This window comes from Pseudomonas sp. P4_C4, from assembly GCF_056402055.1.
In genome coordinates, this window is sequence record NZ_JBFUID010000039.1 from 20,680 (window position 1) to 45,876 (window position 25,197).

Consider the following 25,197-nt stretch of genomic DNA (forward strand, 5'->3'; position numbering starts at 1 on the left):
GAGCTTCTGTGGCGAGGGATAAACCTCAAAAATCAAGTAGCAGGTCACTATGTCGCTGACACTGATCGAACTCGAAGACGAATTCACCCATCTCACCCTCGCCCCGGAACTCGGCGGCAGCATCGTCAACTGGACCGCGCGCAGCTCTGGCCAACCCTTGTTGCGCCGCGCCGATGCGCATGCCCTGAACACCGGCCTGCCCGGCAAGCTTGGCTGCTTTCCCTTGATCCCCTGGTCCAATCGCATTGCCGAAGGTGGTTTCGATTGCCCCGACGGCTGGCTGGCACTGACGCCCAACAGCCTCACCGATCCCCTGCCGATTCACGGCAGCGCCTGGCAGCAGCCGTGGCAGGTGATTTCCCGATCTGAAAATGAAGTAATCCTGCAACTGGACAGCACAACACCCTTCGCCTGGCGCTCCCGGCAACGCTTCCATTTGCACGCGGGCAAGCTGAGCATCGAAATGCACGTCACGCACCAGGCTGAAAACGCGGCGTGGCATGGTTTGGGGCTGCACCCGTACCTGCCGCGGACAGCGAACACCCGACTACAGGCACCGGCCCGGCACGTGTGGTTGTGCGACGGGGCAAAGCTGCCGACAGAACTCAGCGCATTGCCGCTCGAGTGGGATTTTCAGCAACTCAAGTCATTGCCCGAAGCGCTGGTGGACAACGGTTTCTGTGAATGGGACGGCCACTGCCTGATCCATCAACCCGACCTCGGCTATGAACTCGACTGCCAGGCCACAGGCAGCGATTACTATTTGCTCTACTGCCCGGTGGGTCAGGGGTTTTTCTGTATCGAACCGGTGAGCCACCCGGTCAACGCGCACCACCTGCCCGGTCGGCCAGGCTTGCGTTTGCTGGAACAGGGCCAATCCACCGAACTGTGCTTTACCCTGCAGTATCGGCCGCTTCAGGCTGGCGCCGCCAACAGTTGACTCAACACCGCGCGCAACTTGCCGGGCTTCACCGGTTTGTTCAGCAAGGGTGCGTTGAGCCGCTGCAACGCACGCCGACAATGGTCGGTGCGGTCGGCGGTAATGATCACCGCGGGAATGTCCTGGTGGAAATGCTCGCGCAAATGTCGCACCACATCACAGCCGACCACCCCGTGATCGAGATGATAGTCCGCGAGAATCAGTTCCGGCGCCTGCCCGCGTAGCGCCGCCAGCGCAGCCGCTTCATCGGTGGCGGTCAGCACGTCGCAGCCCCACTGCCCAAGCAACGCGCTCATGCTTTCGAGAATGCTCACTTCGTTGTCGAGCACCAGTAAACGGCGGCCCGGCAGCGGGTTGCCGGTGCCCGGTTGTGGCACCGCCTGGCTCACGGGCAATGGAACCTCGTCGGATATCGGCACCTCGATGCTGAACATCGAACCCCGCCCCGGCAACGAGTACACGCCGATCTTATAGCCAAGGATCTTGGCGATGCGCTCGACAATCGCCAGCCCCAGGCCCACGCCCTTGCGGTCGGCGGCGCGGCCGACGTCCAGCTGGTTGAACTCGAGGAAGATCGAATCGAGCCGGTCCGCGGCGATGCCACGCCCGGTGTCCCAGACCTCCAGGCGCAACATCTCGCCGCGACGCCTTGCCGCCAGCAGGATGCTGCCTTCGTCGGTGTAGCGGCAGGCGTTGCTGAGGAAATTGCGCAGGATCCGCGTCATCAGCCGCAAGTCGGTGCTGATGGCGTAATCGGCCATGCGCACCCGAAGGTTCAAGCCGGCCGCCTGCGCGACGGACTGAAACTCCGAGACCAGCGGCCCGAGCAGTTCGTCGAGGCGGTACGGGGCGATGTCCGGCTTGACCGCGGCCTGATCGAGCCGGGAAATGTCGAGCAAATCCGTCAGCAGGTCTTCGGCCCCTTCCAGGGCCTGGTGAGTACGTTCCACCAGCAGTTGTTCGGCTTCCGGCAATTGGCGTTCGCGCAGGGTCGAAATCAGCAACCGCGCGGCATTCAGCGGTTGCAGCAGGTCGTGGCTGGCGGCGGCGAGGTATTTGTCCTTGCTGTGATTGGCCGCCTCGGCGGCATCGCGGGCGTCGCGCAAGGCCCGGGCGATCTGTTTACGCTGGGTGATCTGCTGCTGAAGGTTACGGTTGGCTTCGAGCAATTCATTGGTGCGCGCGACGACGCGCAACTCCAGTTCGTCATTGAGTTGCTGCAGGCGTTGCTGGGCCAGTTTGCGCTCGGTGATATCGGAAACGAACCCTTCCACCAGCCCTTCCTGGCCGGGCTTGAGCAACAGGTTCATCAATACATCCAGATGACTGCCGTCCTTGCGCCGCAAGCGGGTTTCATAGCCGTGCAGGCTGCGCTGGTGCCTGAGGATTTCGCCGATGTTTTCCAGCTCCTGCGCGCCGTCGACAAACAGGGTGCTGGCCAGGTCGGTCAGGGAGAACAGCACCTCCTGCGGGTCCTGGTAGCCGAGCATGCGTGCCAGCGCCGGGTTGGCGGCGCGCATGCCATCGTGCAGGCTGACCTGGAAGATCCCGTGCACCGCGTTTTCGAACAGCCACTTGTAGCGGTTACGCTCGGCTTCCAGATCATCCAGGCGCGCGGCCAGTTCCGGGTAATGACTCTTGCGCGCCGAATGGCTGCCCAGCCCCAGCAGCCCGGCCAGGGCTCGTTGTTGCTCGTCAGAGGGCTTCGCCATAGACGACCTCGACATCACGCTGGCTGGATTCGCGCGGGTTGGTCAGGATGCATGGATCGTGCATCGCATGCTGCGACAGGAACGGAATGTCCGAGGTCCGCACGCCATGCAAACCGAGGGTTTCGTGAAAGCCGATGGCGTGCTTGAGGGCGATCAGGTGTTCGACCAGGCGCCCACAGATCTGCCGGTGATTCAGGCCTCGGCAGTCGATGCCGAAGGTCTCGGCGATCACCTTGAAGCGCTCCGGCGCCGAGTTGTAATTGAAGGCCACCACGTGCTCGACGAGCACCGCGTTGCACAGGCCGTGGGGCAGGTCGAGAAAGCCGCCGAGGCTGTGGGACATGGCATGCACCGCGCCCAGGATGGCGTTGGAAAACGCCAGCCCGGCCTGCATGCTGCCCAGCATGATTTTTTCGCGCAGGGCGATGTCGGTCGGGTTGGCGATCATTTGCACCAGGTTGCCATTGATCAGGCGCATCGCCTCCAGCGCATGGGGATCGGTCAGCGGCCCGTGGCCGGTGGACACGAAGGCTTCGATGGCATGCACCAAGGCGTCGATGCCGGTACAGGCCGACAGGAACGGGTCCATGCTCAGGGTGGTTTCCGGGTCGATCAGCGAAACGTCCGGCACCACGGCCTTGCTGACGATGGAGAACTTCATGCGCTCCTGCTGATTGGAAATGATCACGAATTGCGAGACGTCGGCCGAGGTGCCGGCAGTGGTCGGAATCAGGATCAGCGGCGGGCTGGGCACGCGGATGGTGTCCACGCCCTCGAATTCGAGAATGCTGCGGCCATGGGCGACGACGATGCCGATGCCTTTGCCGCAGTCCATCGGGCTGCCGCCACCGACGGCGACGATCACGTCGCAGTGGTTTTCCCGGTACATCTCGGCGCCGAACATCACCTCTTCGACCCGCGGGTTGGGCGAGACATCACTGTAAAGGCAGTATTCGATGCCCAGGGCCTGCAGGCTGGCTTCGACATCGGCGACCCAGCCGGCGGCGATCACGCCGGGGTCACTGACCACCAGGACCTTGCGCGCGCCAAAGGTCTTGGCGTAATTGCCGACACTGTGCCGGCTACCGGCACCGAAGATGATTTCAGGTGAAACGAATTTGCGCAGCTGGTTGAGACTCTGGCTCATTGGAAAGCCTGTTTTTATTGTTTTGGAAGGTAGAAACCACACTAAACCATCCAGCTGTGAATGCAATCAGACCAATGGGTAGCACGGCCGGGACGTACTCGGATTCGAATTCACCGCAGCCCCCCTGTGGGAGCGAGCTTGCTCCGGGCGGCGTTCCGACGATAGCTGCATCACAGTCGACATCAATGTTGAATGTGCCGCCCTCATCGCGAGCAAGCTCGCTCCCACAGGGTTCATTCGGTTGCTTTAGCCGCGATAGATCAGCTGCGAAGCCTTCGCGTTACGCAGCGTCAGATGCTCCATCCCCAACCCCGGCGCCTCCGCTTCTTCGCGAGCCTTGAGGATCACGCCGTGATGGGGCGACTTGCTGCACACCGGGTCGGCATTGCCAGCATCGCCGGTCAACATGAAGGCCTGGCAGCGGCATCCTCCCAGGTCCTTGTGCTTTTCGTCGCAGGAGCGACACGGCTCCTTCATCCAGTCATCGCCGCGAAAACGATTGAAGCCGAACGAGTCGTTCCAGATGTGCGAGAGGCTGTGCTCGCGCACGTTGGGAAACGCTACCGGCAACTGCCGGGCGCTGTGGCAAGGCAAGGCCGTGCCGTCGGGGGTGATGTCGAGAAACAGGTTGGCCCAGCCGTTCATGCAGGTCTTGGGACGTTCCTCATAGTAGTCCGGGGTGACGAAGATCAGCTTGCACGGGTGGCCCTGGGCTTCAAGGCGTTCACGGTACTCATTAGTAATGCGTTCGGCACGCTGCAATTGCTCGCGTGTAGGCAACAGCCCGACGCGATTCAGTTCGGCCCAGCCGTAGAACTGGCACGTGGCCAATTCAACGAAATCCGCCTCCAGCTCCAGGCACAGCTCGATGATCTGCGCGATCCGGTCGATGTTGTGCCGATGGGTGACGAAGTTCAGCACCATCGGATAGCCCTGGGCTTTCACCGCACGGGCCATGGCCAGTTTCTGGGCAAAGGCCTTGCGCGAGCCGGCGAGCATGTTGTTCACCTCCTCGTCGGCGGCCTGGAAGCTGATCTGGATATGGTCCAGCCCGGCCACCTTGAAGTCGCGCACCTTCTGCTCGGTCAGGCCGATGCCGGAGGTGATCAGGTTGGTGTAGTAGCCCATGTCCCGGGCGGCCTTGATCAGTTCGGCGAGGTCCTGGCGAACCAATGGCTCGCCACCGGAAAACCCCAGTTGCGCGGCGCCCATTTCCCGCGCTTCGCGGAATACGCGAATCCATTCTTGCGTGCTCAGTTCCTCTCCATGGTGGGCAAAATCCAACGGATTGGAGCAATAGGGGCATTGCAGCGGGCAGCGATAGGTCAGCTCGGCGAGCAGCCACAACGGTGGCCCGGGCAGCGTCTCACTCGATCCAGAATTGCGCATGGGCCACCTCCAGAAACGCCAGCACGTCTTCGTCGATCCCGGGTACGCCGGGGAAACTGGCGCTCAATCGATCAATGATCGCCGCCACGCTGCGCTGGCCATCCACCAGGCCGAGAATCTGACCGGCACTTGCGTTGAGCTTGATCATGCCTTCGGGGTACAGCAGCACATGGCAGTCCTGACGGGGCTCCCATTGCAGACGAAAACCGCGACGCAAGGCCGGTGACTGCTGGCGATCGATCAGGCTCACAGGGCGATCCCCCGGTGCCAGACGTTGTCGCCGGTGACCGTGTGATACGGCGGGCGCGCAAGTTCGTAGGCCATGCTCATGGCATCGAGCATGCTCCACAGCACGTCGAGCTTGAATTGCAGGATCTCCAACATGCGTTGTTGCCCCTGGGCCGTCACGTAGTGCCCCAGGGTGATGCGCAAGCCATGCTCGACATCGCGCCGCGCCTGGCTCAGGCGCGTGCGGAAATAGTCGTAGCCGGCGACGTCGATCCACGGGTAATGGGTCGGCCAGGCGTCGAGTCGCGATTGATGGATCTGCGGCGCAAAGAGTTCGGTCAGCGAACTGCTGGCCGCTTCCTGCCAGCAGGCGCGACGGGCGAAATTGACGTAGGCGTCCACGGCAAAACGAACCCCGGGCAGCACCAGTTCCTGGGAGAGGATCTGCTCGCGATCCAGCCCCACCGCTTCGCCCAGGCGCAGCCAGGCTTCGATGCCGCCCTCGCTGCCGGGGACGCCGTCGTGGTCGAGAATCCGTTGCAGCCATTCCCGGCGCACGTCGCGGTCCGGGCAATTGGCGAGAATCGCGGCGTCCTTCAGGGGGATATTGACCTGATAGTAGAAGCGATTGGCGACCCAGCCCTGGATCTGCTCGCGGCTGGCGCGGCCGGCGTACATGGCTTGGTGGAAGGGATGGTGGATGTGGTAGTAGGCGCCCTTTGCGCGCAGGGCGGTTTCGAATTCTGTGGGGGACATGGGGGTGTCAGTCATTTTATTCTCCGGGAATTTTTGCGGTACCCGCGCTGGCCCTATCGCGAGCAAGCTCGCTCCCACAGGTGTTCGGTGGGAACACAAATTTCATGTACAGCAGAAATCCATTGTGGGAGCGACGGTGCGGCGATCCGACTTGCTCGCGATAGGGCCTTTGGCTACAGCTCAATACTCATGCCGTCATAAGCCACTTCGATCCCCCGCCGCTCCAGCAAAGCCCGCTCGGCCGAGTCTTCATCGAGGATCGGATTGGTGTTGTTGATGTGGATCAGCACCTTGCGCTGGCGGTTGAAACCCTCCAGCACTTCAAGCATGCCGCCCGGGCCGCTTTGTGGGAGGTGCCCCATTTCGCTGCCCAGGCTCTGGCCGACTTCGCAGATACGCATCTCGTCGTCGCGCCACAGGGTGCCGTCCAGCAGCAGGCAATCGGCACGCTGCATCCAGCCCAGCACTTCATCGTCGATTCGGCCAAGGCCCGGGGCATAGAACAGCGAGGCGCCGTTGCGCAGGTCTTCGATGAACAGGCCTATGGTGTCGCCCGGTTGCGGGTTGCCGCGATTGGGCGAATACGGCGGTGCGTTGCTCACCAGGGGAATCGCGCGAAACTGCAAATGCTCGCAGGCCGGGATGTTGAACGACTGACGCTCAAGGCCGACCGGTTGCCAGTGCAATCCGCCGTTCCAGTGTCCGAGCATGTTGAACAGCGGGAAACCACTGCTCAGGTCTTGATGCACGCGCTCGGTGCACCACACCGCATGCGGACAGCCTTCGCGCAGGCTGAGCAAACCGGTGCAATGGTCGATCTGGCTGTCCAGCAGCACGATGCCGGCGATGGCGCTGTCACGCAGGCGCCGCGCCGGTTGCATGGGCGCAAAACTCTCGAGTTGCGCGCGAATGTCCGGTGAAGCATTGCACAGCACCCACTCCACGCCGTCGTCGCTCAGGGCAATCGACGACTGCGTACGGCGCTGGGCCCGCAGGCTGCCATTGCGCACACCGGCGCACTGGCGGCAGTTGCAGTTCCATTGCGGGAAACCACCGCCAGCGGCGGAACCGAGAACGCGGATGTGCATGGCAGATGCTCCAGAAGGCAGGCCCGGCCAACGCAGCGGCTGGCCGGGTGATCAATCAACGGTTGGCGAAATACATCGTCACTTCGAAGCCAATGCGCAGATCGGTAAACGCGGGTTTAGTCCACATGGGTCATTCCTCTTCTTGTGCCGGGTGATTCCGGTAGAGCCATTAATGCACGGGGCATCGAGTGCCCGAATGCTACTTTCGAAGGAGTTGGCGGGGTGATTTGGTAGGGGGTGTTGCGCGGTCACTGGCATCACACAAACCCCATGTAGGAGTGAGCCTGCTCGCGATGAGGTCAGCACATTCAACATTGATGTTGATTGTCGGACCGCTATCGCGAGCAGGCTCGCTCCTACAGGTTTTGCGTCGTGTTCAAGGAATCAGAAGAACCCCAGCGGATTGATGTCGTAGCTCACCAGCAGGTTTTTGGTCTGCTGATAGTGATCGAGCATCATCTTGTGGTTTTCCCGGCCGACGCCGGACTTCTTGTAGCCACCAAACGCGGCGTGCGCCGGGTACAGGTGGTAACAGTTGGTCCACACGCGCCCGGCCTTGATCGCCCGGCCCATGCGGTAGGCGCGGTTGATGTCGCGGGTCCACAGGCCGGCACCGAGGCCGAACTCGCTGTCGTTGGCAATGGCCAGGGCTTCGGCTTCGTCCTTGAAGGTGGTGATACCCACCACCGGGCCGAAGATTTCTTCCTGGAACACACGCATCTTGTTGTGCCCCTTGAGCAGGGTCGGCTGGATGTAATAGCCGCTGGCCAGGTCGCCCTCCAGACGCTCGGCCGCGCCGCCGGTGAGCAGCTCGGCGCCCTCCTCCTGGGCAATGGTCAGGTACGAGAGGATCTTGTCGTATTGCTGCTCGGACGCCTGGGCGCCGACCATGGTCTCAGTGTCCAGCGGGTTACCGCGCTTGATCCTGGCGATCTTCTTCATCACCTCGGCCATGAACGGCTCGTAGATCGACTCCTGCACCAGCGCCCGGGACGGACAGGTGCAGACTTCACCCTGGTTGAAGAACGCCAGCACCAGGCCTTCGGCGGCTTTTTCGATGAACGCGGGCTCGGCGTTCATGATGTCTTCGAAGAAGATATTCGGCGACTTGCCGCCCAGCTCGACGGTGCTCGGGATGATGTTCTCGGCGGCGCAATGCATGATGTGCGCGCCCACCGGGGTCGAGCCGGTGAAGGCGATCTTGGCGATGCGCTTGCTGGTGGCCAGGGCCTCGCCGGCTTCGCGACCGAAGCCCTGGACGATGTTCAGCACGCCCGCTGGCAGCAAGTCGGCGATGAGTTCGGCGAAGATCATGATCGACAGCGGCGTTTGCTCGGCAGGCTTGAGCACGATGCAGTTGCCGGCGGCCAGGGCCGGGGCGAGTTTCCAGGCGGCCATCAGCAGCGGGAAGTTCCACGGAATGATCTGCCCGACCACACCCAGGGGCTCATGGAAATGATAGGCCGTGGTCAGCTCGTTGATCTCGGCGGCGCCGCCTTCCTGGGCGCGGATGCAGCCGGCGAAGTAACGGAAGTGGTCGGCCGCCAGCGGCACGTCGGCGTTCAGGGTTTCGCGCACGGCCTTGCCGTTGTCCCAGGTTTCGGTGACGGCCAGGACCTCAAGGTTCTGCTCGATGCGATCGGCGATTTTCAGTAGCACCAGGGAGCGGTCCTGGGCCGAGGTCTTGCCCCAGGCGTCGGCAGCGGCATGGGCGGCGTCGAGGGCCTTGTCGATGTCGGCGGCGCTGGAGCGCGGGAATTCGGCGATCACTTCACCGTTGACCGGCGAGGTGTTGGTGAAGTACTCGCCATTGATCGGAGCGACAAACTCGCCACCGATGAAGTTGCCGTAGCGCGGCCTGAAGGTAATGACGGCGCCTGGGGTTCCGGGTTGTGCGTAGATCATGGTAGGCCTCTGTCTGGGTCGATGCCTGTCGTGCTGACAGGCGATGAGCCGATACTAGAGAGCCCCGCATGCCAGACGAATGCATCGTTGGCAGGAGGGGCTCTCGTTATTTAGTAGGAGCGAGCTTGCTCGCGATGGTCGTCAACGATGACGCTGGGCACCTGACACCCCTCGGTGTTCTCAGGTTCATCGCGAGCAAGCTCGCTCCTACAGGGGGTATGCGGTGGATTCGGAATCAGTGCTTGGCTACCAGGTCCTTGGGCAGCTTGAAGGTCCAGAGCATGCCGCCCTGGTTGAAGTCCTTGATGCGCTTGGCCACTTCACCGCCCCACAGCGGTACCGCGCCGCCCCAGCCGGAGAGCACCGAAACGTACTGTTCGCCGTCCATTTCCCAGGTGATGGGTGAGCCGAGCACGCCGGAGCCGGTCTGGAATTCCCAGACCTTCTCGCCGGTCTTGGCGTTGAACGCCTGCAGGAAACCTTCAGGCGTGCCGGTGAACACCAGGTTGCCCTTGGTGGTCAGCACCCCGCCCCACAGCGGCGCGTAGTTCTTGTGACGCCAGACTTCCTTGCCGGTTTTCGGATCGATGGCCCGCAGCACGCCGATGTAGTCTTCGTTCAATGGCTTGATGGTGAATCCGGCGCCGAGGAACGCCGCGCCTTTCTTATAGGCGATGCCTTCGTTCCAGATGTCCATGCCCCATTCGTTGGACGGCACATAGAACAACCCGGTGTCCTGGTTGTAAGCCATCGGCATCCAGTTTTTCGCGCCGAGGAACGCCGGTGCTACGAAGACCGAACTGCCCTTGACTTCCGAGCCCGGGGCGCCGGGACGGCTGGCTTCGTTGTAGATCGGCCGGCCGTTCTTATCCAGGCCGGTGGCCCAGGTGATCTTGTCCACGAACGGGAAGCCACGGATGAATTTGCCGTTGGTGCGGTCCAGCACGTAGAAGAAGCCGTTGCGGTCGGCAGTGGCCGCCGCCTTGATTTCCTTGCCGCCTTCGCTGTAGTTGAACGACACCAGCTCGTTCACGCCGTCGTAGTCCCAACCGTCGTGGGGCGTGCTCTGGAAGTGCCACTTGATGGTGCCGTCGTCCGGGTTGAGTGCCAGGCGCGATGAGGAGTAGAGGTTGTCGCCAGGGCGCAGGTGCGAGTTCCACGGCGCCGGGTTGCCGGTACCGAACAGCAGCAGGTTGGTTTCCGGGTCGTAATAGCCGCCAAGCCAAGGGGCCGCGCCGCCGGTTTTCCACAGATCGCCCGGCCAGGTCTTGCCCGCCTCGCCGCCGGAGATGCCGTTCTCCACCGCTTTGCCGTCCTTGTAGACGTAGCCCATATGGCCTTCGACCGTCGGCCGGGTCCACAGCAGATCACCGTTTTTCGGGTCGTAGGCCTCGATCTTGCCCACCACACCGAACTCGCCACCGGCCACGCCGGTAATCAGCTTGCCGTTGATCACCAGCGGCGCGGCACTGATCGAGTAGCCTTCCTTGTGGTCGGCGACTTTCTTGCTCCACACCACCTTGCCGGTGTCCTTGTTCAGCGCCACGAGCTTGGCGTCAAGGGTGCCGAAAATCACCAGGTCGCCATACAGCGCGACGCCACGATTGATCACGTCGCAGCAGGGGCGGATGTCATCCGGCAGGCGCGCGTCGTATTGCCAGAGTTTCTTGCCGGTGCGCGCATCCACGGCGAACACCCGCGAGTAGGAACCGGTCATGTACATCACGCCGTCCTTGACCATCGGCTGCGCCTGCTGGCCACGCTGTTTTTCACCGCCGAAGGAAAACGCCCAGGCCGGTCGCAGCTCCTTGACGTTGTCGACGTTGAGAATATCCAGCGGGCTGTAGCGCTGACCCTGAACGCCGAGGCCGTTGGTCACGACCTGTTCCGGGTTCTTCGGGTCCTGGAGAATGTCCTGGTCGGAAACCCCGGCCAATGCCTGGCCGGACAACAGCATGGCACTGAGTAGCAGGCTCAAGACGAAGGGCTGGCGACGTGCGGGTTGGGTCATGACGGCTTCCTCTGCGGATTTTTGTTATGTCCGGAAAATTTTCCCGGTCTGGTGCAGATTCTTGGGCGCCGCCGCCCTGGCAACAATTGCCCGCAATGAGGAGATTGCTAGTTCCTTGGTACAGGGTGGGAGGAGATGAGTAGCGGATTTTGTGCCAGACACAGGTCCCCTGTGGGAGCGAGCTTGCTCGCGATGAGGTCCTGACAGTCAACATTGATGTCGGCTGATACGACGCCATCGCGAGCAAGCTCGCTCCCACAGGGTGTTCCCACAGGGGTTCTGTGTTTGCTCACTTTTGCGCGTTGGAATCCACCCGCGTCATCCGCTCGCGCTCGTAACGTGGGTACAGGTGACTGACGCTGCGGATCAGTTCGTAGCGGCTCAAATTGATGCTGGCGAAGCGTTCGGGGATGGGGCTGCGGATCATCTCGGCCATGTCGCTGCCATTGGCGGCGCCGTCGCGCATGAGCTGATCGAGCCAGGTCAGGTAATCGCGCATTTGCTCGAAGGGTTGCCGATCACTGGCCACCGGCCCATGGCCCGGCACGATCAGCGTCCAGGGCAAGCCTTGCAGGGTCGCGATGTCCGCCAGCCACACTGACAGCCCTGGACTGTTGGGCGTGGTCAGCGCCCGTTGATAAAACACCAGGTCCCCGGCAAACAGCACGCCGGTGTGCTGGTCGAGAATAGCCAGATCCGCGCCCGTATGCCCACCCAGGCTCAGCAGACGCAAATCGTGATTCCCAAAACTTTTCACGCCGGGTGTCAGCGTCTGAGTCGGCAACAACACTTCGGTGCCACGCATCCAGTCGCCGACCATGCGGTACATATTTTCGGCCATGGCATCGCCTTGCCGGTGCAACAGCTCGGTGGTGCCGGCCAAGGCGCCGATCGGCACGTCGCTGAAGGCTTGATTGCCCAGCACATGGTCCGGGTGGTGGTGGGTCAGCAGCACCTGGATCACCGGCTTGTCGGTGGTGGCGGCAATGGCCTTGCGCATCGCGTCGCCGTAACGCCTGGACGGCCCGCTGTCGATCACCACAACACCGCGTTCGGTGACGATGAACGCAGTGTTGACGATGTTGCCGCCGTTGGCCTTGGCGAAGTTATCGGTGCTGCCTTCCAGCAGCCAGGTGTCCTGGGCGATCTGCCTGGGCTTGAGTGAGTATTCAAGATCGGCCAGGGCCGGCAGACTGACGCTTAACACCATCAACAGGATCCAGCGCATGCCACGCTCCTTGGGGTCACGCTCCTTGAGGTCAGAGGATCGACGCATCGAACTCATTGCCGCTGTTGTCCCGTAGCAGCAGGCGCGTTTGCCCTGCCCCTTCGATGTCGAAGGCCAGGTTGGGGTTTTCACTGACCGCGGGAAACAGCTCCAGCCGGGCCAGCACTTGCTCGCTACGGTCACGCAACTCGGCATGGTTGATGAAGAATTCCGGGATGCCACTGACCATGCCGTTGTCCATGGGATGGGCCACCTGCAAACGCAAACGGCTGAACTCGCCCCGGGGATAACGCCCGCCGAGCACTTCGCCGATGTGTTCCTCCCAGCCCGGCTGGCTGCGTACCACGCTCGGCGCAGTGCAGCCGCCACCTGCCGCGTCGATCAGGGTCGAGCCGACATGCCACAGGCCGTCACGGGTCAACACCGCCGCCCGCAAGGGGGTGGCCTGTTCGATGCGAATGCGCAACGACAACCAGGGCAAAACCGAATTCAGCGGCTGGAAGTCGACGATTTTCGGCAAAGGGTTCAGCTCGGCCCAGGCGAGGATTTTCACCACCTCGCCGTTGAACGCCCGGGCGTCGATTTCCAGCGGCACCTGCCGGGCATCTTCGGCAAACGGCGGCGCCAGCAACTTGACCCGATCATCGAAAACGAACGGCGCATTGCCAAGAAACTGCTGGTGATAGAACGTCCACATCACCGATGGCACCGGGTCTTTGCCGGGATCGATTTCGGCGGCCTGTGCCGCCAGGCTTAACCAGCAGGCCAACAGACAACTCCTTCGCCATTTCATCGCCTGCTCCTTATTGATACATCTCGGGCACGTCGTAACGCAGGCCGTAATGGCCGTAGATGGTCTTCACCGCGCCCTCGCGAATCAGGCCTTCGAGCGCCTCTTCCACGGCATAGGCCAGTTGACGGTTGCTTTCGTGCACCGCCATGCCGATCTCCCAGAGCTGCTTGCCCATGTTCGGATAGGCGTTCTCAGCCAGTGCCACTTGCGGGTCGGCCGCTTCATGCACTTGCCAGTCGATCTCGCCGCGCATGGCCATCACCGCGTCGACCTCACCGGCCTTCATCGCGGCAAACGCCTGGGGCACGCCGGGATAGTGATGGGTCTTGCCGGCGAGCATGCCGTTGAACACCGAGGTCAGGTAGAACGACGGTATGCTGTCGACTTCGACACCAATCGGGTGTTGCTCGAACACCGCGACGCTGGCGACCTTGTCCAGCCGCCGACGGTCATAGGCCACCTGCCATTGTTCGTTCTGGTACGGACCGAACATCACCACGTGGCCATTTTCCAGTTCGCCGAACTCGTTGCGCTTCTGCGCGTAGTCACGGTCATAGGGCACGCGCATCATCAGGTCGGCCAGTTGCTGGTTGTGCAAGGCACTGGCACGCCAGATGTAATCGCGCAGGTCGTCATCAAGCTTTTCTCCCGCCGGCGCCCAGATCAGCGTCAGGCGCACGCCGAGCGCCTTGGCCAAGGCTTCGGCGAGTTCGACATCGACACCCTGGGGCTTTCCGGCGCTTTCAAAGCTGTAGGGGGCGAAGTCCTTGTAGACCGCCACCTTCAGCTCCCCGGCGGCGATCATTTCGTCGTAGTTGCGAACCTGCGCCTGCGCCGGCTGGCAGCACAGCCACAGAGCGCCGATCAACACCGCGAGCAGGCGCATGGGTCACTCCTCGACGTGCACAGTGTCCAGATAAGTGCGCACCGCCCACAGGGCTTCCTGGCTCAGGTAGTCGGCCATCTTCGGCATGTACACCCGACCGTCGCGCACCGCGCCATGGCGCACCCGTTCGGCGAACCATTCATCGCCCGCCTCGCCGACATCGAGCATGCGCAAGTCAGGGGCGATACCGCCGGACTTGGCTTCCAGGCCATGACAGGCCGCGCAATTCTGGGTGTAGGCCGAGGCACCGATTTCCACTGCCTTGTCGTGTTCCGCAGCGGTGCGATACGGGTTCACCGCGGCCCAGCCATCGGCATCGAGTTGCACACCGGCGTCCTTGATCGGGGTCAGCCCCGGGGTCGCCACGGCCTGTGGCACCACGTTGCCGTGGGCCCAGGCGGAACCTGCGCTGATAAGACCGGCCAATAGCCCGGTCACGAGCAAGGCGTTGCGTTTTGTTGTCATTGTTATGCCCTCTGGATTGCACGCAAAACCTCTTGGCAGAGGCTATGGCAGCCATCTTAGAAACGGCATCGCGCTCACCCCATGCTGCTTTGGTGGTCGCCAGCTAGTCCCTTGGTAGTAAGGCGCTGGATGGACACCACCGGTACTTTCTGCATATTTCCTCACCATCACGGGCTACCTAAGCTGGCGCTACCTGTAATGGAGTGCCCTATGCGCCAGCTTGCCCCTTACGCCCTGATCTACCTGCTGGCGATTGCCTGCGCCGCCGGCCTGGCCACCCAGAGCCAGGCGGCGGATGCACCTTTGCAGGTGCGCATCGGCTATCTGGGTTATCGCCCCGACCCAGGCCCGTTGCTGTCGAACGTCATCCCCGAGCCCACCGATGCCGGGCTGCGCGGTGCCGAACTGGCGATCACCGACAGCAACAGCACCGGGCGTTTTCTCAACCACGGCTACAGTCTGTTCAGCGCCAGTGTCGACAGCCCCGAGGCCTTGCTCGAAGCGGCAAAGGTGCAGCATGAACAAGGCCTGCGCCTGTTCGTGGTGAACGCACCTGCCACCAGCCTGCGCCAACTCAGTGCCGCACTGCCCGACAGCCTGCTGTTCAACGCCGGCAGCCCGGACGACAACTTGCGCACCTCCGATTGCCTGCCGAACGTGCTGCACACCTTGCCGAGCCGGGCGATGCTCGCCGATGCACTGGCGCAGTTTCTGGTGCTGCGCAAATGGCAGCGAGCGCTGCTGATTGTCGGCCCGACGCCGGACGATCAAGCCTATGCCGCCGCCCTGCGCCGCGCCGCCAAGCGCTTCGGCTTGCAACTGGTGGCGGAAAAAACCTGGAGCTTCGACAACGACCAGCGACGCAGCGCCCAGGCCGACATGCCGCTGTTCACCCAGACCGCCGAGTACGACGTGGTACTGGTGGCCGATGAACGCGGCGACTTCGGTGAATACGTGCCCTACCAGACCTGGTACCCGCGCCCGGTCGCCGGCACCCAGGGCCTGACCCCGGTGGGCTGGCACAAGACCGTGGAAACCTACGGTGCCGCGCAGCTGCAAAAGCGCTTTGAAGCCCTGACCGGGCGCTGGATGAATGACCGCGATTTCGCCGCCTGGATGGCCGTGCGCAGTATCGCCAGCGCCGTGAGCAAACTGCGCCAGGCCGAGCCGATGGCGATCCGTACGCTGGAAATCAGCGACCAGTTGCCCCTCGACGGTTTCAAGGGCCGCAAGCTCAGCTACCGGCCGTGGAACGGCCAGTTGCGCCAGCCGATTCCCATTGTCCAGCCCCGGGCGCTGGTCAGCACCTCACCCCAGGATGGCTTTCTGCACCCGTTCAACGAGATGGACAGTCTGGGTTACGACAAGCCCGAGGTCAGCTGCCGCTTTCCCTGATCCGATCATCACAACAACAAGGAATCCGCCATGCGCCGCACCCTGCTCTGCCGCTCCCTACTTTCCTGGGTCATGCTGCTCGCCGCTGGCCATGCCGTTGCCAGCACTGCCTGGGTCTCCAACGAAAAGGACAACAGCCTGAGCCTGATCGACCTGCAGACCCTGCAAGTCACCGACACCCTGCCCGTCGGCCAGCGCCCCCGCGGCCTGCTGCTGTCCCATGACAGCAAGCTGCTGTACATCTGCGCCAGTGACTCGGACCGGGTCCAGGTGATGGACGTGGCCACGCGCAAGATCATCAAGGAACTGCCCTCGGGCAAAGACCCCGAGCAATTCGCCCTGCACCCGAACAATCGCTGGTTGTACGTCTCCAACGAAGACGATGCGCTGGTCACAGTGATCGACACCGAGACCTCCAAGGTACTCGGCCAGATCAACGTCGGTGTCGAACCCGAAGGCATGGCGGTGAGCCCCGACGGCAAATGGGCGGTCAACACCAGCGAGACCACCAACATGCTGCACTGGATCGACACCGGCACCCAGACCCTGGCCGACAGCACCCTGGTGGACCAGCGCCCGCGCTTCGTCGAGTTCTCCCCCGATGGCGCCCGGCTCTGGGCCTCGGCGGAAATCGGCGGCACCGTGACCATTCTCGATGTGGCCAGCCGCACCGTGCTCAAGACCCTGAACTTCCAGATCAAGGGCGTGCACCCGGACAAAGTCCAGCCGGTCGGCATCAAGCTCAGCGCCGATGGCAAGTACGGCTTCGTTGCACTGGGCCCGGCAAATCATGTGGCGGTGATCGATGCCAAAACCTTCGAGATTCTCGATTACCTGCTGGTGGGTCGACGGGTCTGGCAGATGGCGTTCACCCCGGATCAGAAGCAATTGCTGGCCACCAACGGCGTCAGCGGCGATGTCTCGGTGATCGATGTCGACAGCCTCAAGGTCAGCAAATCGGTGAAGGTCGGGCGCTATCCCTGGGGCGTGGTGGTGACGCCATGAACGCCCTTGAAGTCAGCGACCTGAGTTTCGTCTACGGTGCTCGAGAGGCATTGCGCAAGGTGAGTTTCAGCCTGGAACCCGGGCGTTTCGCCGCGCTGCTGGGGCCAAATGGCGCCGGCAAGTCGACCCTGATTGCCCTGCTGACCCGGCTCTATGATCTGCAGCACGGCGAGATCCGCGTCGGTGGCAATTCATTGCGCAGCGCCGCACGCCCGGCACTCAGGCAATTGGGCGTGGTGTTCCAGCAAAGCACCCTGGACCTGGACCTCAGCGTCGAGCAGAACCTGCGCTATCACGCCGCATTGCATGGCCTGTCCCGGCGTCAGACCGACCTTCGGGTCGACGCCGAACTGGACCGCCAGGCCCTGACCGACCGCCGTCGCGAACGGGTGCGTGAACTCAATGGCGGCCATCGCCGCCGGGTGGAAATTGCCCGCGCCCTGTTGCACGAGCCGCGCCTGTTGCTGCTCGATGAAGCCAGTGTCGGCCTCGACCCGGCGAGTCGCCTGGCGCTCAACCAGCACATCCGCAGCCTGTGTCGCGAGGAGCGCATCAGCGTGCTCTGGACCACCCACCTGCTCGACGAGGTGCAGCCCAGCGATGACTTGTTGATCCTGCATCAAGGCCGGCTGGTGGCCAGCGGACAGGCCGATGCCCTGAGCCTGGAACACGGCGGTGACCTCGGTTCGGCCTTCACCCGCCTGACAACATCAGGAGCTGCCCGATGAACGCTTACTGGCAATGCTTTAGCGGTATCGTGCTGCGCGAATGGCTGCGCTTTGTGCTGCAACGCACGCGGTTTCTCAGCGCCCTGGTGCGGCCGCTGCTGTGGCTGCTGGTGTTCGCCGCCGGTTTTCGCGCAGCGCTGGGGATCGCAATCATCGAACCCTACGACACCTACATACCGTACGAGGTCTACATCATTCCCGGCCTGGCCTGCATGATCCTGCTGTTCAACGGCATGCAGGGCTCACTGTCGATGGTCTACGACCGCGAGATGGGCAGCATGCGCGTGCTGCTGACCAGCCCCCTGCCCCGCACCTTTCTGCTGTGCAGCAAACTGTTGGCCACGTCGCTGATTTCGCTGTTGCAGGTGTATGCGTTCCTGGCGATTGCCTGGGTCTACGGCGTGCGGCCACCGGCCATGGGGCTGTTGCTGGCGTTGCCGGCCCTGCTGCTGGTGGCGTTGATGCTCAGCGCACTGGGCCTGCTGCTGTCGAACGCGATCCGCCAGCTGGAGAACTTTGCCGGGGTGATGAATTTCGTGATCTTCCCGCTGTTTTTCCTGTCGTCCGCGCTGTATCCGCTGTGGAAGATGCGCGAGGCCAGCGAGTGGCTGTATTGGCTATGCGCGGTGAATCCCTTTACCCATGCGGTGGAGCTGGTGCGTTTCGCCCTGTATGAACGCTTCAATCCGCTGGCGCTGGCGGTGTGCACGGGGCTGACACTGCTGTTCGCGTTTCTCGCCGTACTGACCTTCAACCCGCAGCATGCGGCCCTGCGCAAAGCCAGCTGATTACCCCACAGGAGGATCTTCATTGAACAGGGTGAAATTACTACTTTAGTACTGGTTTCCCTGTCTATCGTCGCATTCCCAAAGCCCCCCGACTGGCATGTAATAGGTCCATAACTATAAGGACTGAACCCATGCCGCGTGCCCGACGTTGCCTATTGCGCCCTGCTTTCGCCGCCCTGTCGCTGGGCCTGCTGCTGAGTACCGCGCAGGCCGACACAGCGCTGTTCTCCACCGACGGCTATCGCATCGGCCTGTACCGCAGCCCGACACCCGACCAGCTGCAAGGCGCAACCATCATCGACACCCCCGCCCTGCAAACCCTGCTCAACCAACCCCCACGCCCGGTGCTGATCGACGTCTACCGCCGTCAGTGGCTGCAAGGGCAATTCATCGAGGACCAGCCCCATGAAAACCTGCCCGGCAGCCATTGGCTGGCCAATACCGGGGACGGTGACCTGACGCCGCAATGGCAGGACTATTTCGCCGCCAACCTGAAAAAGCTGACCGCCGGCGACCCGACGCAACCGCTGGTCTTCTATTGCCGCTCCGACTGCTGGTTGAGCTGGAATGCGGTCAAGCGCGCAGCCACCATGGGCTATAAGACGCTGTATTGGTATCGCGATGGCCTGGACGCCTGGCAAGCGGCCAACCTGCCGGTTTCGCCCGCCCGGCCCGAACCCTTTCCCTGAGCTTTACGCGTGCGTGTTGTTGCCACACCATAATCAAAATAATGAGGTGAAAGGCCATGTACAAAATTCTGATTGCCGACGATCACCCGCTGTTTCGCGAAGCCATCCACAACGTCATCAGCGACGGTTTTGCCGGCAGCGAAGTGATGGAAACCGCTGACCTGGACAGCGCCCTGGCCCTGACCCAGGAACACGACGATCTGGACCTGATCCTGCTCGACCTGAACATGCCCGGCATGCACGGGCTCAATGGCCTGATCAACTTGCGTAACGAGGCACCGACCATTCCGGTGGTGATTGTCTCCGCCGAGCAGGACAAACAGATCGTGCTGCAAGCCATCACCTACGGCGCGGTGGGCTTTATCACCAAGTCTTCACCCCGCACCCAGATGACCGATGCCATCCAGCAGATTCTCAACGGCAATGTCTACCTGCCCCCGGACATCATCCGCACCGCCAAAAGCAGCACCCACCGGCGGAACGACACCCCGAGCTTCCCGCCCGAACTGCTCCAGGCCCTGACCCGCAAGCAACTGCAGGTACTGGAACGCATGACCAAGGGCGAATCGAACAAGCAGATCGCCTACACCCTGGAAATCGCCGAGACCACGGTCAAGGCCCACGTCTCGGCGATCCTGCGCAAGCTCAACGTGCACAACCGGGTGCAGGCGATCCTGAGTGCCGGGGATATTGATTTCGGGTCTTATCTGCGGCGTTGATTCAAGACCGCAGCGCTGCCATCGTCGGATCGCCGCCCGGAGCAAGCTCGCTCCCACAGGTACGATGCAGTCCCTGTGGGAGCGAGCTTGCTCGCGATGACGTCAGTTCAAGCGCCACCCACCTCAAGGCCGGCCAAGCAAATGACTCATCGCGGTCTTGAGCTTCATCGGCCGCACCGGTTTGTGCATCAGGGTGTGCCCCAGTTCGCGGATCTGCTGTTTGAGTTCGTTGCTGTAGTTGGCCGTGATCATCATCGCCGGAATCGGTGACGCGCGCCGGGCATTGATCCGGGCCACGGCGTCGACACCGTTGCGATCGTTGTCCAGGTGGTAGTCGGCGATCAGCAGGTCGGCCTTGGCGTGGTCGTTGTCCACTTGCCGCGCCAGGTCCTCCTCCGACAGCGCCGTCACCACCCGACACCCCCACCCCTCCAGCAAGGTGCGCATGCCGGCACAGATGGTCGCGTCATTGTCCAGCACCCAAATCCGCGCTCCACGCAGGCGCTCCAGCATCGGCTCGCTCATCTGCAACGCCGGCTGCGGCTTGGGCGCGGTGGCGCTCAACGGTACTTCGACCGAGAACATCGAGCCCCGGCCCGGCCACGAACGCACATGAATGCGATGCCCGAGGATGCCGGCAATCTTCTCGACGATCGCCAGGCCCAGGCCCAGGCCGCGATCCTGATCGGGTCGCTGTACATCACCGCGCTTGAACTCCTGGAAAATCTCCTCCAGGCGATGCTCGGCAATGCCCATGCCGCTGTCCCAGACTTCGATCGTCAGGCACTGGTGATGCCGCCGGCAACCGAGCACCACGCGGCCACTGTAGGTATAGCGAATCGCATTGCTCAGCAGGTTGCGCAGAATCCGCGCGAGCAACTGGATGTCGCTGCGCACCAGCGCCGAACAGCCGATGAAGTGCAGTTGCAGGCCTTCACTGCGCGCCACCTGGGTGTATTCGGCGGCCAGGTTGTCCAGCAGTTCACTGAGGGCGAACGGTGCAATGTCGGCCTTGATCACCCCCGCATCGAGCTTGGAAATATCCACCAGGGTGCCGAGCAGGTTCTCCACGTCTTCCAGGGAATTGCTCACGTTGCGCACCAGAGTCTCGCTGGACATCGGCTCGCGCCGTTCCAGCAAGGCACTGGTAAACAGGCGCGCGGCATTCAACGGTTGCAGCAGGTCGTGGCTGACGGCGGCGAGGAACTTGGTTTTCGACAGATTGGCCTGCTCGGCTTCCTGCTTGGCCTCGCGCAAGCGTGACTCGACCAGGCGCCGCTCATCGATCTCGCGCAGCAGCTGGTCGTTGAGGGTAGTCAATTCCGCTGTGCGCTCGCGTACCCGCAGCTCCAGGTTCTGATAAGCCTGGTGCAGCGCCTCGGCGGTGCGGCGGCGTTCGGTGATGTCGCGGATCAGCACGAAAATCCCCACCACCTCGCCACTGGCCAGACGGTTGGGCACATAGGAGCGCAGCATGTAGCGCTCCTGGTTGTTGACGTTGGTTTCGGCGAACTCGAAGGTCACGCTCTCGCCCGCCAGTGCCCTGGCCACGTAGGACTCCAGCCGCTGGTAATGCTGTTCGCTGTGCACTTCGCGCAGGCTCTGGCCGAGCATCACGCCGCGGGGCCAGCAGTACCATTCTTCATAGACCTTGTTGGTGAACTCGTAGACCAGGTCGGCATTGAGGTAGGCAATCAATGCCGGTACGTGATCGGTGATCAGGCGAATCCAGTGTTCGCTTTCACTCAGCGCTTCGGCGTGCTGGTAGCGCTCGGTAATGTCGGTGAAGGTGTTGACGAAACCGCCGGTGGGCAACGGATGGGTGCGGATTTCCAGGACCCGGCCATCGTACAGACGCTGCTCGCATTCGCGCACCGGTCGCCCGTTGCCATCGCGACTGGCCGGGGTCAAAAGGTTCAACTCGCTGTCGGCGATCACTTCGGCAAACGGGCGATGGGCAGCCACCGGCGCCAGGCCGCTCAATTCCAGGAAACGCCGGTTCCACAATTCCAGGATGCCCTCGGCGCTGACCATCGCCACCCCTTGGGACAGGTTGTCGACCGCCCGTTGCAACAGATGCGACTTCTGCGCCACCGCCTGCTCACGGCGTACGGTTTCGCTGAGCTTGACGTCGGTAATGTCGGTGAACAGAATCACCCGCCCACCTTCCTGGGTCGGCCGCTCGCTGACTTGCAGCCAGCGCCCGTTCTGCAGGCGGTAAAGCAGGTTTTCGTCGGCATGCCCGCGCGGCTCTTCGGTGAACAGGCCGTTGTTCATCATCAACCGCTTGACCTCGGTCAGGCGCATGCCGGCGTTGATCCGCACCCGGCTGTTGCTCCAGAACGCCTTGAAGCGACTGTTGAACAGCACGATGCGCTGCTCGGCGTCGAACAGCACGAAGGCGTCTGAAATACTTTCGATGGCGTCGATCAGGTGTTGATGCGCCGTTTCCGCGCGCAAGCGGGCTTCGCTGAGCAAATGATTACCGGCCTTGAGTTCGGCCATGGCCTGGTTCAGGGCATCGGTGCGTTCGCGCACTTGCTCGGCCAGCACCACCGAATGCTGGAATGCCGCGTACGGATCGTTGCCGCGGGTCACCCCGGACTCGACCCGTTCGATCAGTGCGCCATTGATGCGCTGCAGTTTATGGTTTTCCAGGCGCAGCCTGGCCAGTTCGGCCTGCAGCTCAGCGATGTCCGGGGGCACGGCCACGGGCAATGGCAACGCCGGTGAAGGTCTGGTTGATGTGCATGCCATTGAACTGTTCTCCATAGGTGTTGAAACCCATCACCCGTTGCTCACGCAAAAACGAGCCGATCTGATCGAGGCTGCCGTCGTCTTCGAGTTCCAGACGCCGCAGGAAACAGTCGCAACCGATGGTCAGCAGCAAATCGCCCAGGCGCTCCTGCAACCCTTCGAACAGGCTCTGCAGGTTCGGCAGCATCGGCCCCGGGGTCATGGCGGTGAGGACGATGCCGTTTTCCACGGCGCAGTAGAAACTCAGGCTCAGGTCCGGATGCACCTGCTGGATGGCCCGCACGTAGTACTGCTGGTTGATCCGCACTGCCAACGGGTGCGCGGCGAAGACCCGGTGATCGAGCTGCGCCACCGGCACGCCGATGTGCCGGGCGTACTCGGCGGCAGCCGGCTCGGCATTGAGTTCGAAGACCCGCCGTGAGGCGCTGTCGGCTCCGGTGACCACCAGCTTCTCGGCGCGGGGCAGCACGTGGTGGGTGGTGAACACTTCGAAATCCAGCCAGGTATTGACCAGCACCACCACGGCCGCACCGCTGTGGAACTCGCCATCGAAGTACACATGGGTATGGGTCAGGTAGTTATCGTCGCCGGCCGAGCCGCCGAAATGCGGAATGTCGCCCAATGCCGCGCTCAAGGCCGCCAGGACCATTTCTTCGCGGCTGGACAGGCCATCGAGCAGGGTCAGGGCAAAGCTGTTGCCCTTGATCGGAGCCAGGGTGTTGCTGCGACAGCCACTGACCAGGCGCTCGACCATTTGCTGGGCGTCGATCAGGCTGAAGTGCTCCATCTGGTCGATCAGCTCGATCGCGATGGAAAAGTGCCGATGATCGAAACCCACCGCCGTCACGCAATTGCGCCCGTAGCCCAGCGGGGTGATTTCCCCGGCGCTGGTGCAGCCCGCCAGGCGAATGCCGCCGAAGCTTTGCTGCAGGGCCTGGCCCAGCGCCTGCAAGTCGTACTCGGCGGAACAGAAGAACAGCACGAACCCCAGGTGCGGATGCAACAACTGTCTGGCCAGTTCCTGCGCGACCTGCCGGGCATCGGTGGCCTGGGACATTGCACTGACGACGCCTTCGCTCTGCTGCATCCTTACCTCCCGCAGGTGCGTGTGTATGAGGCACGAGTGTACGAAGTCTGTGGGGTGCGACGAATGCTACTTGGGTAGCGGGTAGCCGCTTCGATGGGATGAGACGGTTGGCGACCCTCGCCGCGATGCGCACGGCCAGGGCCACCTCCCGGGGTTACCAGGTCAGCACCGCACCCACGGCAAAGGTGTCGGTGTCTTCGTTCTGCTCGCTGGTGTCGTGGCCGTTGATTTCGAACTGGTTGTACTCGGCCACCAGCTTGAGGTTGTCGTTCACGTCATGGAACAACGCGATGCCGCGGGTCTCGTAGTCTGCGCCGCTGCCGACCACGCCATTGCCATCGTCATTGGTCTTGCCGTAGGACAAGGCCAAGCGGTTCTTGCCCAGTTTGTAGGAGCCCTGCAACAGGTAGCCGTCGCTGTCGACGTTGCGCAGGGTCGGCTCGCCGGCATTGTTGGTGAAAAACGGGTTGATGCCCTTGGCCTGGAAACCGGACCCGGTGAGGGACAAGCCGCCCATCTTCGCCTGCACGCCATAACCGACACCCTTGGAGGTGACGGTCTCGACCGTGGAATCGGTGTTGTCCGAGGTCTGGTAGCTGCCGTTGACCCAGCTGTAGATCTTTGCCCCGGCCAGGTCGAACTGATAGGTGACTTCGCTCTCGGTACGCGGGTTTTCCTGATAGGCCTTGCCCGTCGGGCTGCTGTCGTTGGTGTCCACCGGGTCCATGATGCCGACCGCCACACGCAGACCGTCCATCACCGGGGTGCGATAGGTGATCTGCGAGGTCGGGAACGGATACGGGTAACCGGTGCCAATGTTGCCGAACGACACCCCGCCGCCATCCACCAGCCCCAACGTATCGCTGACCTGGCCGTAACCGGCGAGCATTTCGTCGAGCAGGATGTTGGAACGGGCGAACAGCCCGAAGTCTTTGCCGATCAGCACTTCGCCCCATTGCGGGTTGGCCACGGTGCCGAAGAACTGCCGCACATCGATGGCGGTGTCGGTGCCGTTGGTTTGGCTGTCGTTGATGGTGACCCAGAACGAGGCGCGGGCACCGAGCTTGAGATCGTCTACCTGCTTGCCCATGTTGAACCCCAGGTAGTTGGGCAAAAAGCCCATCTTGACCCGCGACTGCCGACGGTCGAACTGCTCGCCGGCGCGGTCGACATCGCTGTTCACGTAGAAGGCGTTGATGTAGCCGTCGGTGGAGAACGTGGTCTGGTCCTTGTCGTACAGCATGATATCCGCCTCGGCCAGCGGGCTCAGGCCAAGGGCAGACAGGCTGGCGATGAAGGCAGGCAGAAAACGATGCGTGACGTTCTTATTGTTGTGCATGGCGCGCTCCGAAACGGGGGACTAAATGTCGGAGGCGATTATCGAAACCTGACCGGCGGCGCCATACGCTGCCTTGGGGCTGGTTTTGAAGTGCTTTGGAATGGGCGGCTGTGCGCGACAACTAAGACGTACGACCGCTTGT

General features: G+C 62.6%; 23 protein-coding genes. 7 read left to right on the top strand and 16 right to left on the bottom strand.

Annotated features, from left to right (window positions below; translation table 11 throughout):
* The first annotated feature begins 49 nt into the window (after window positions 1-49).
* Entirely contained in the window at window positions 50-940 is an 891-nt protein-coding gene (locus AC1DXW_RS20040; protein WP_477754758.1) for an aldose 1-epimerase, read from the top strand.
* Here the strand turns inward: AC1DXW_RS20040 and AC1DXW_RS20045 are convergent.
* The 13 genes from AC1DXW_RS20045 to pedF all read right to left on the bottom strand — a co-directional run bounded on the left by AC1DXW_RS20045 (window position 916) and on the right by pedF (window position 14,548).
* Complete coding sequence (locus tag AC1DXW_RS20045; protein ID WP_477754757.1) at window positions 916-2,652, bottom strand: PAS domain-containing hybrid sensor histidine kinase/response regulator; 1,737 nt, start codon at window positions 2,650-2,652, stop codon at window positions 916-918. The genes AC1DXW_RS20040 and AC1DXW_RS20045 overlap by 25 nt on opposite strands.
* Window positions 2,636-3,799 (bottom strand): alcohol dehydrogenase-like regulatory protein ErcA, encoded by a 1,164-nt coding sequence (gene ercA, locus AC1DXW_RS20050; protein WP_477760365.1) that lies wholly within the window; start codon window positions 3,797-3,799, stop codon window positions 2,636-2,638. The genes AC1DXW_RS20045 and ercA overlap by 17 nt, the downstream gene beginning before the upstream one ends.
* 246 nt (window positions 3,800-4,045) lie before the next feature.
* Complete coding sequence (gene pqqE, locus AC1DXW_RS20055; RefSeq protein WP_477754755.1) at window positions 4,046-5,188, bottom strand: pyrroloquinoline quinone biosynthesis protein PqqE; 1,143 nt, start codon at window positions 5,186-5,188, stop codon at window positions 4,046-4,048.
* On the bottom strand, window positions 5,166-5,438 hold the full coding sequence (gene pqqD, locus AC1DXW_RS20060; protein ID WP_110660742.1) for a pyrroloquinoline quinone biosynthesis peptide chaperone PqqD: 273 nt from the start codon (window positions 5,436-5,438) through the stop codon (window positions 5,166-5,168). Before pqqD ends, pqqE begins: the two co-directional genes overlap by 23 nt.
* Window positions 5,435-6,187 (bottom strand): pyrroloquinoline-quinone synthase PqqC, encoded by a 753-nt coding sequence (gene pqqC, locus AC1DXW_RS20065; protein ID WP_477754754.1) that lies wholly within the window; start codon window positions 6,185-6,187, stop codon window positions 5,435-5,437. Before pqqC ends, pqqD begins: the two co-directional genes overlap by 4 nt.
* A gap of 158 nt (window positions 6,188-6,345) precedes the next feature.
* On the bottom strand, window positions 6,346-7,260 hold the full coding sequence (gene pqqB / locus AC1DXW_RS20070; RefSeq protein ID WP_477754753.1) for a pyrroloquinoline quinone biosynthesis protein PqqB: 915 nt from the start codon (window positions 7,258-7,260) through the stop codon (window positions 6,346-6,348).
* Window positions 7,261-7,315: 55 nt separating this feature from the next.
* Window positions 7,316-7,387, bottom strand: a complete 72-nt coding sequence (pqqA, locus tag AC1DXW_RS20075; RefSeq protein ID WP_003253598.1) for a pyrroloquinoline quinone precursor peptide PqqA — start codon at window positions 7,385-7,387, stop codon at window positions 7,316-7,318.
* A 257-nt stretch (window positions 7,388-7,644) separates the two neighbouring features.
* A complete protein-coding gene (gene exaC, locus AC1DXW_RS20080; protein WP_477754752.1) occupies window positions 7,645-9,165 on the bottom strand; it encodes an acetaldehyde dehydrogenase ExaC in 1,521 nt (506 codons plus the stop codon).
* Window positions 9,166-9,400: 235 nt separating this feature from the next.
* Window positions 9,401-11,176, bottom strand: a complete 1,776-nt coding sequence (locus AC1DXW_RS20085; protein WP_110661132.1) for a PQQ-dependent methanol/ethanol family dehydrogenase — start codon at window positions 11,174-11,176, stop codon at window positions 9,401-9,403.
* A 289-nt stretch (window positions 11,177-11,465) separates the two neighbouring features.
* Window positions 11,466-12,404 (bottom strand): quinoprotein relay system zinc metallohydrolase 1, encoded by a 939-nt coding sequence (locus AC1DXW_RS20090; protein WP_477754605.1) that lies wholly within the window; start codon window positions 12,402-12,404, stop codon window positions 11,466-11,468.
* Window positions 12,405-12,435: 31 nt separating this feature from the next.
* On the bottom strand, window positions 12,436-13,197 hold the full coding sequence (locus tag AC1DXW_RS20095; protein WP_477754590.1) for a quinoprotein dehydrogenase-associated SoxYZ-like carrier: 762 nt from the start codon (window positions 13,195-13,197) through the stop codon (window positions 12,436-12,438).
* 10 nt (window positions 13,198-13,207) lie between these two features.
* Window positions 13,208-14,083 (bottom strand): substrate-binding periplasmic protein, encoded by an 876-nt coding sequence (locus tag AC1DXW_RS20100; protein ID WP_477754591.1) that lies wholly within the window; start codon window positions 14,081-14,083, stop codon window positions 13,208-13,210.
* A gap of 3 nt (window positions 14,084-14,086) precedes the next feature.
* Window positions 14,087-14,548, bottom strand: coding sequence for a cytochrome c-550 PedF (gene pedF / locus AC1DXW_RS20105; protein ID WP_477754592.1), 462 nt, complete (start codon window positions 14,546-14,548; stop codon window positions 14,087-14,089).
* A 210-nt stretch (window positions 14,549-14,758) separates the two neighbouring features.
* On the opposite strand from pedF, the gene AC1DXW_RS20110 reads away from it, so the two are divergent.
* The 6 genes from AC1DXW_RS20110 (at window position 14,759) to AC1DXW_RS20135 (ending at window position 19,872) form a co-directional block, all read left to right on the top strand.
* Window positions 14,759-15,943, top strand: coding sequence for an ABC transporter substrate-binding protein (locus AC1DXW_RS20110; protein WP_477754593.1), 1,185 nt, complete (start codon window positions 14,759-14,761; stop codon window positions 15,941-15,943).
* Between the two features lie 30 nt (window positions 15,944-15,973).
* Window positions 15,974-16,948: a YVTN family beta-propeller repeat protein gene (locus AC1DXW_RS20115; RefSeq protein ID WP_477754594.1), complete on the top strand. Its 975-nt coding sequence runs from the start codon at window positions 15,974-15,976 to the stop codon at window positions 16,946-16,948.
* Complete coding sequence (locus tag AC1DXW_RS20120) at window positions 16,945-17,676, top strand: ABC transporter ATP-binding protein (protein WP_477754595.1); 732 nt, start codon at window positions 16,945-16,947, stop codon at window positions 17,674-17,676. The genes AC1DXW_RS20115 and AC1DXW_RS20120 overlap by 4 nt, the downstream gene beginning before the upstream one ends.
* The gene (locus tag AC1DXW_RS20125; protein ID WP_477754596.1) at window positions 17,673-18,464 is read left to right on the top strand and encodes an ABC transporter permease; all 792 of its coding nucleotides are present in this window, start codon (window positions 17,673-17,675) and stop codon (window positions 18,462-18,464) included. The genes AC1DXW_RS20120 and AC1DXW_RS20125 overlap by 4 nt, the downstream gene beginning before the upstream one ends.
* A 131-nt stretch (window positions 18,465-18,595) precedes the next feature.
* A complete protein-coding gene (locus tag AC1DXW_RS20130; RefSeq protein WP_477754597.1) occupies window positions 18,596-19,153 on the top strand; it encodes a PQQ-dependent catabolism-associated CXXCW motif protein in 558 nt (185 codons plus the stop codon).
* Window positions 19,154-19,209: 56 nt separating this feature from the next.
* Window positions 19,210-19,872 carry a response regulator gene (locus AC1DXW_RS20135; protein WP_477754598.1) on the top strand — a complete coding sequence of 221 codons (663 nt, stop codon included), beginning with the start codon at window positions 19,210-19,212 and terminating at the stop codon, window positions 19,870-19,872.
* A 123-nt stretch (window positions 19,873-19,995) separates the two neighbouring features.
* On the opposite strand, the gene nahK is transcribed toward AC1DXW_RS20135, so the two are convergent.
* The 3 genes from nahK to AC1DXW_RS20150 all read right to left on the bottom strand — a co-directional run bounded on the left by nahK (window position 19,996) and on the right by AC1DXW_RS20150 (window position 25,055).
* The gene (gene nahK / locus AC1DXW_RS20140) at window positions 19,996-22,629 is read right to left on the bottom strand and encodes a hybrid sensor histidine kinase/response regulator NahK/ErcS' (protein ID WP_477754599.1); all 2,634 of its coding nucleotides are present in this window, start codon (window positions 22,627-22,629) and stop codon (window positions 19,996-19,998) included.
* Window positions 22,559-23,716 (bottom strand): nitric oxide-sensing protein NosP, encoded by a 1,158-nt coding sequence (gene nosP, locus AC1DXW_RS20145; protein ID WP_477754600.1) that lies wholly within the window; start codon window positions 23,714-23,716, stop codon window positions 22,559-22,561. Before nosP ends, nahK begins: the two co-directional genes overlap by 71 nt.
* A gap of 154 nt (window positions 23,717-23,870) precedes the next feature.
* Window positions 23,871-25,055 carry a porin gene (locus AC1DXW_RS20150; RefSeq protein WP_477754601.1) on the bottom strand — a complete coding sequence of 395 codons (1,185 nt, stop codon included), beginning with the start codon at window positions 25,053-25,055 and terminating at the stop codon, window positions 23,871-23,873.
* Window positions 25,056-25,197 lie beyond the last annotated feature (142 nt).

Bases quoted from the DNA above. Each gene is read 5' to 3' on its own strand.
- AC1DXW_RS20040 (WP_477754758.1), top strand. From the start codon at position 50: ATGTCGCTGACACTGATCGAACTCGAAGACGAATTCACCCATCTCACC.
- AC1DXW_RS20045 (WP_477754757.1), bottom strand. From the start codon at position 2,652: ATGGCGAAGCCCTCTGACGAGCAACAACGAGCCCTGGCCGGGCTGCTG.
- ercA (WP_477760365.1), bottom strand. From the start codon at position 3,799: ATGAGCCAGAGTCTCAACCAGCTGCGCAAATTCGTTTCACCTGAAATC.
- pqqE (WP_477754755.1), bottom strand. From the start codon at position 5,188: ATGCGCAATTCTGGATCGAGTGAGACGCTGCCCGGGCCACCGTTGTGG.
- pqqC (WP_477754754.1), bottom strand. From the start codon at position 6,187: ATGACTGACACCCCCATGTCCCCCACAGAATTCGAAACCGCCCTGCGC.
- pqqB (WP_477754753.1), bottom strand. From the start codon at position 7,260: ATGCACATCCGCGTTCTCGGTTCCGCCGCTGGCGGTGGTTTCCCGCAA.
- exaC (WP_477754752.1), bottom strand. From the start codon at position 9,165: ATGATCTACGCACAACCCGGAACCCCAGGCGCCGTCATTACCTTCAGG.
- AC1DXW_RS20085 (WP_110661132.1), bottom strand. From the start codon at position 11,176: ATGACCCAACCCGCACGTCGCCAGCCCTTCGTCTTGAGCCTGCTACTC.
- AC1DXW_RS20090 (WP_477754605.1), bottom strand. From the start codon at position 12,404: ATGCGCTGGATCCTGTTGATGGTGTTAAGCGTCAGTCTGCCGGCCCTG.
- AC1DXW_RS20095 (WP_477754590.1), bottom strand. From the start codon at position 13,197: ATGAAATGGCGAAGGAGTTGTCTGTTGGCCTGCTGGTTAAGCCTGGCG.
- AC1DXW_RS20100 (WP_477754591.1), bottom strand. From the start codon at position 14,083: ATGCGCCTGCTCGCGGTGTTGATCGGCGCTCTGTGGCTGTGCTGCCAG.
- pedF (WP_477754592.1), bottom strand. From the start codon at position 14,548: ATGACAACAAAACGCAACGCCTTGCTCGTGACCGGGCTATTGGCCGGT.
- AC1DXW_RS20110 (WP_477754593.1), top strand. From the start codon at position 14,759: ATGCGCCAGCTTGCCCCTTACGCCCTGATCTACCTGCTGGCGATTGCC.
- AC1DXW_RS20115 (WP_477754594.1), top strand. From the start codon at position 15,974: ATGCGCCGCACCCTGCTCTGCCGCTCCCTACTTTCCTGGGTCATGCTG.
- AC1DXW_RS20120 (WP_477754595.1), top strand. From the start codon at position 16,945: ATGAACGCCCTTGAAGTCAGCGACCTGAGTTTCGTCTACGGTGCTCGA.
- AC1DXW_RS20125 (WP_477754596.1), top strand. From the start codon at position 17,673: ATGAACGCTTACTGGCAATGCTTTAGCGGTATCGTGCTGCGCGAATGG.
- AC1DXW_RS20130 (WP_477754597.1), top strand. From the start codon at position 18,596: ATGCCGCGTGCCCGACGTTGCCTATTGCGCCCTGCTTTCGCCGCCCTG.
- AC1DXW_RS20135 (WP_477754598.1), top strand. From the start codon at position 19,210: ATGTACAAAATTCTGATTGCCGACGATCACCCGCTGTTTCGCGAAGCC.
- nahK (WP_477754599.1), bottom strand. From the start codon at position 22,629: ATGGCATGCACATCAACCAGACCTTCACCGGCGTTGCCATTGCCCGTG.
- nosP (WP_477754600.1), bottom strand. From the start codon at position 23,716: ATGCAGCAGAGCGAAGGCGTCGTCAGTGCAATGTCCCAGGCCACCGAT.
- AC1DXW_RS20150 (WP_477754601.1), bottom strand. From the start codon at position 25,055: ATGCACAACAATAAGAACGTCACGCATCGTTTTCTGCCTGCCTTCATC.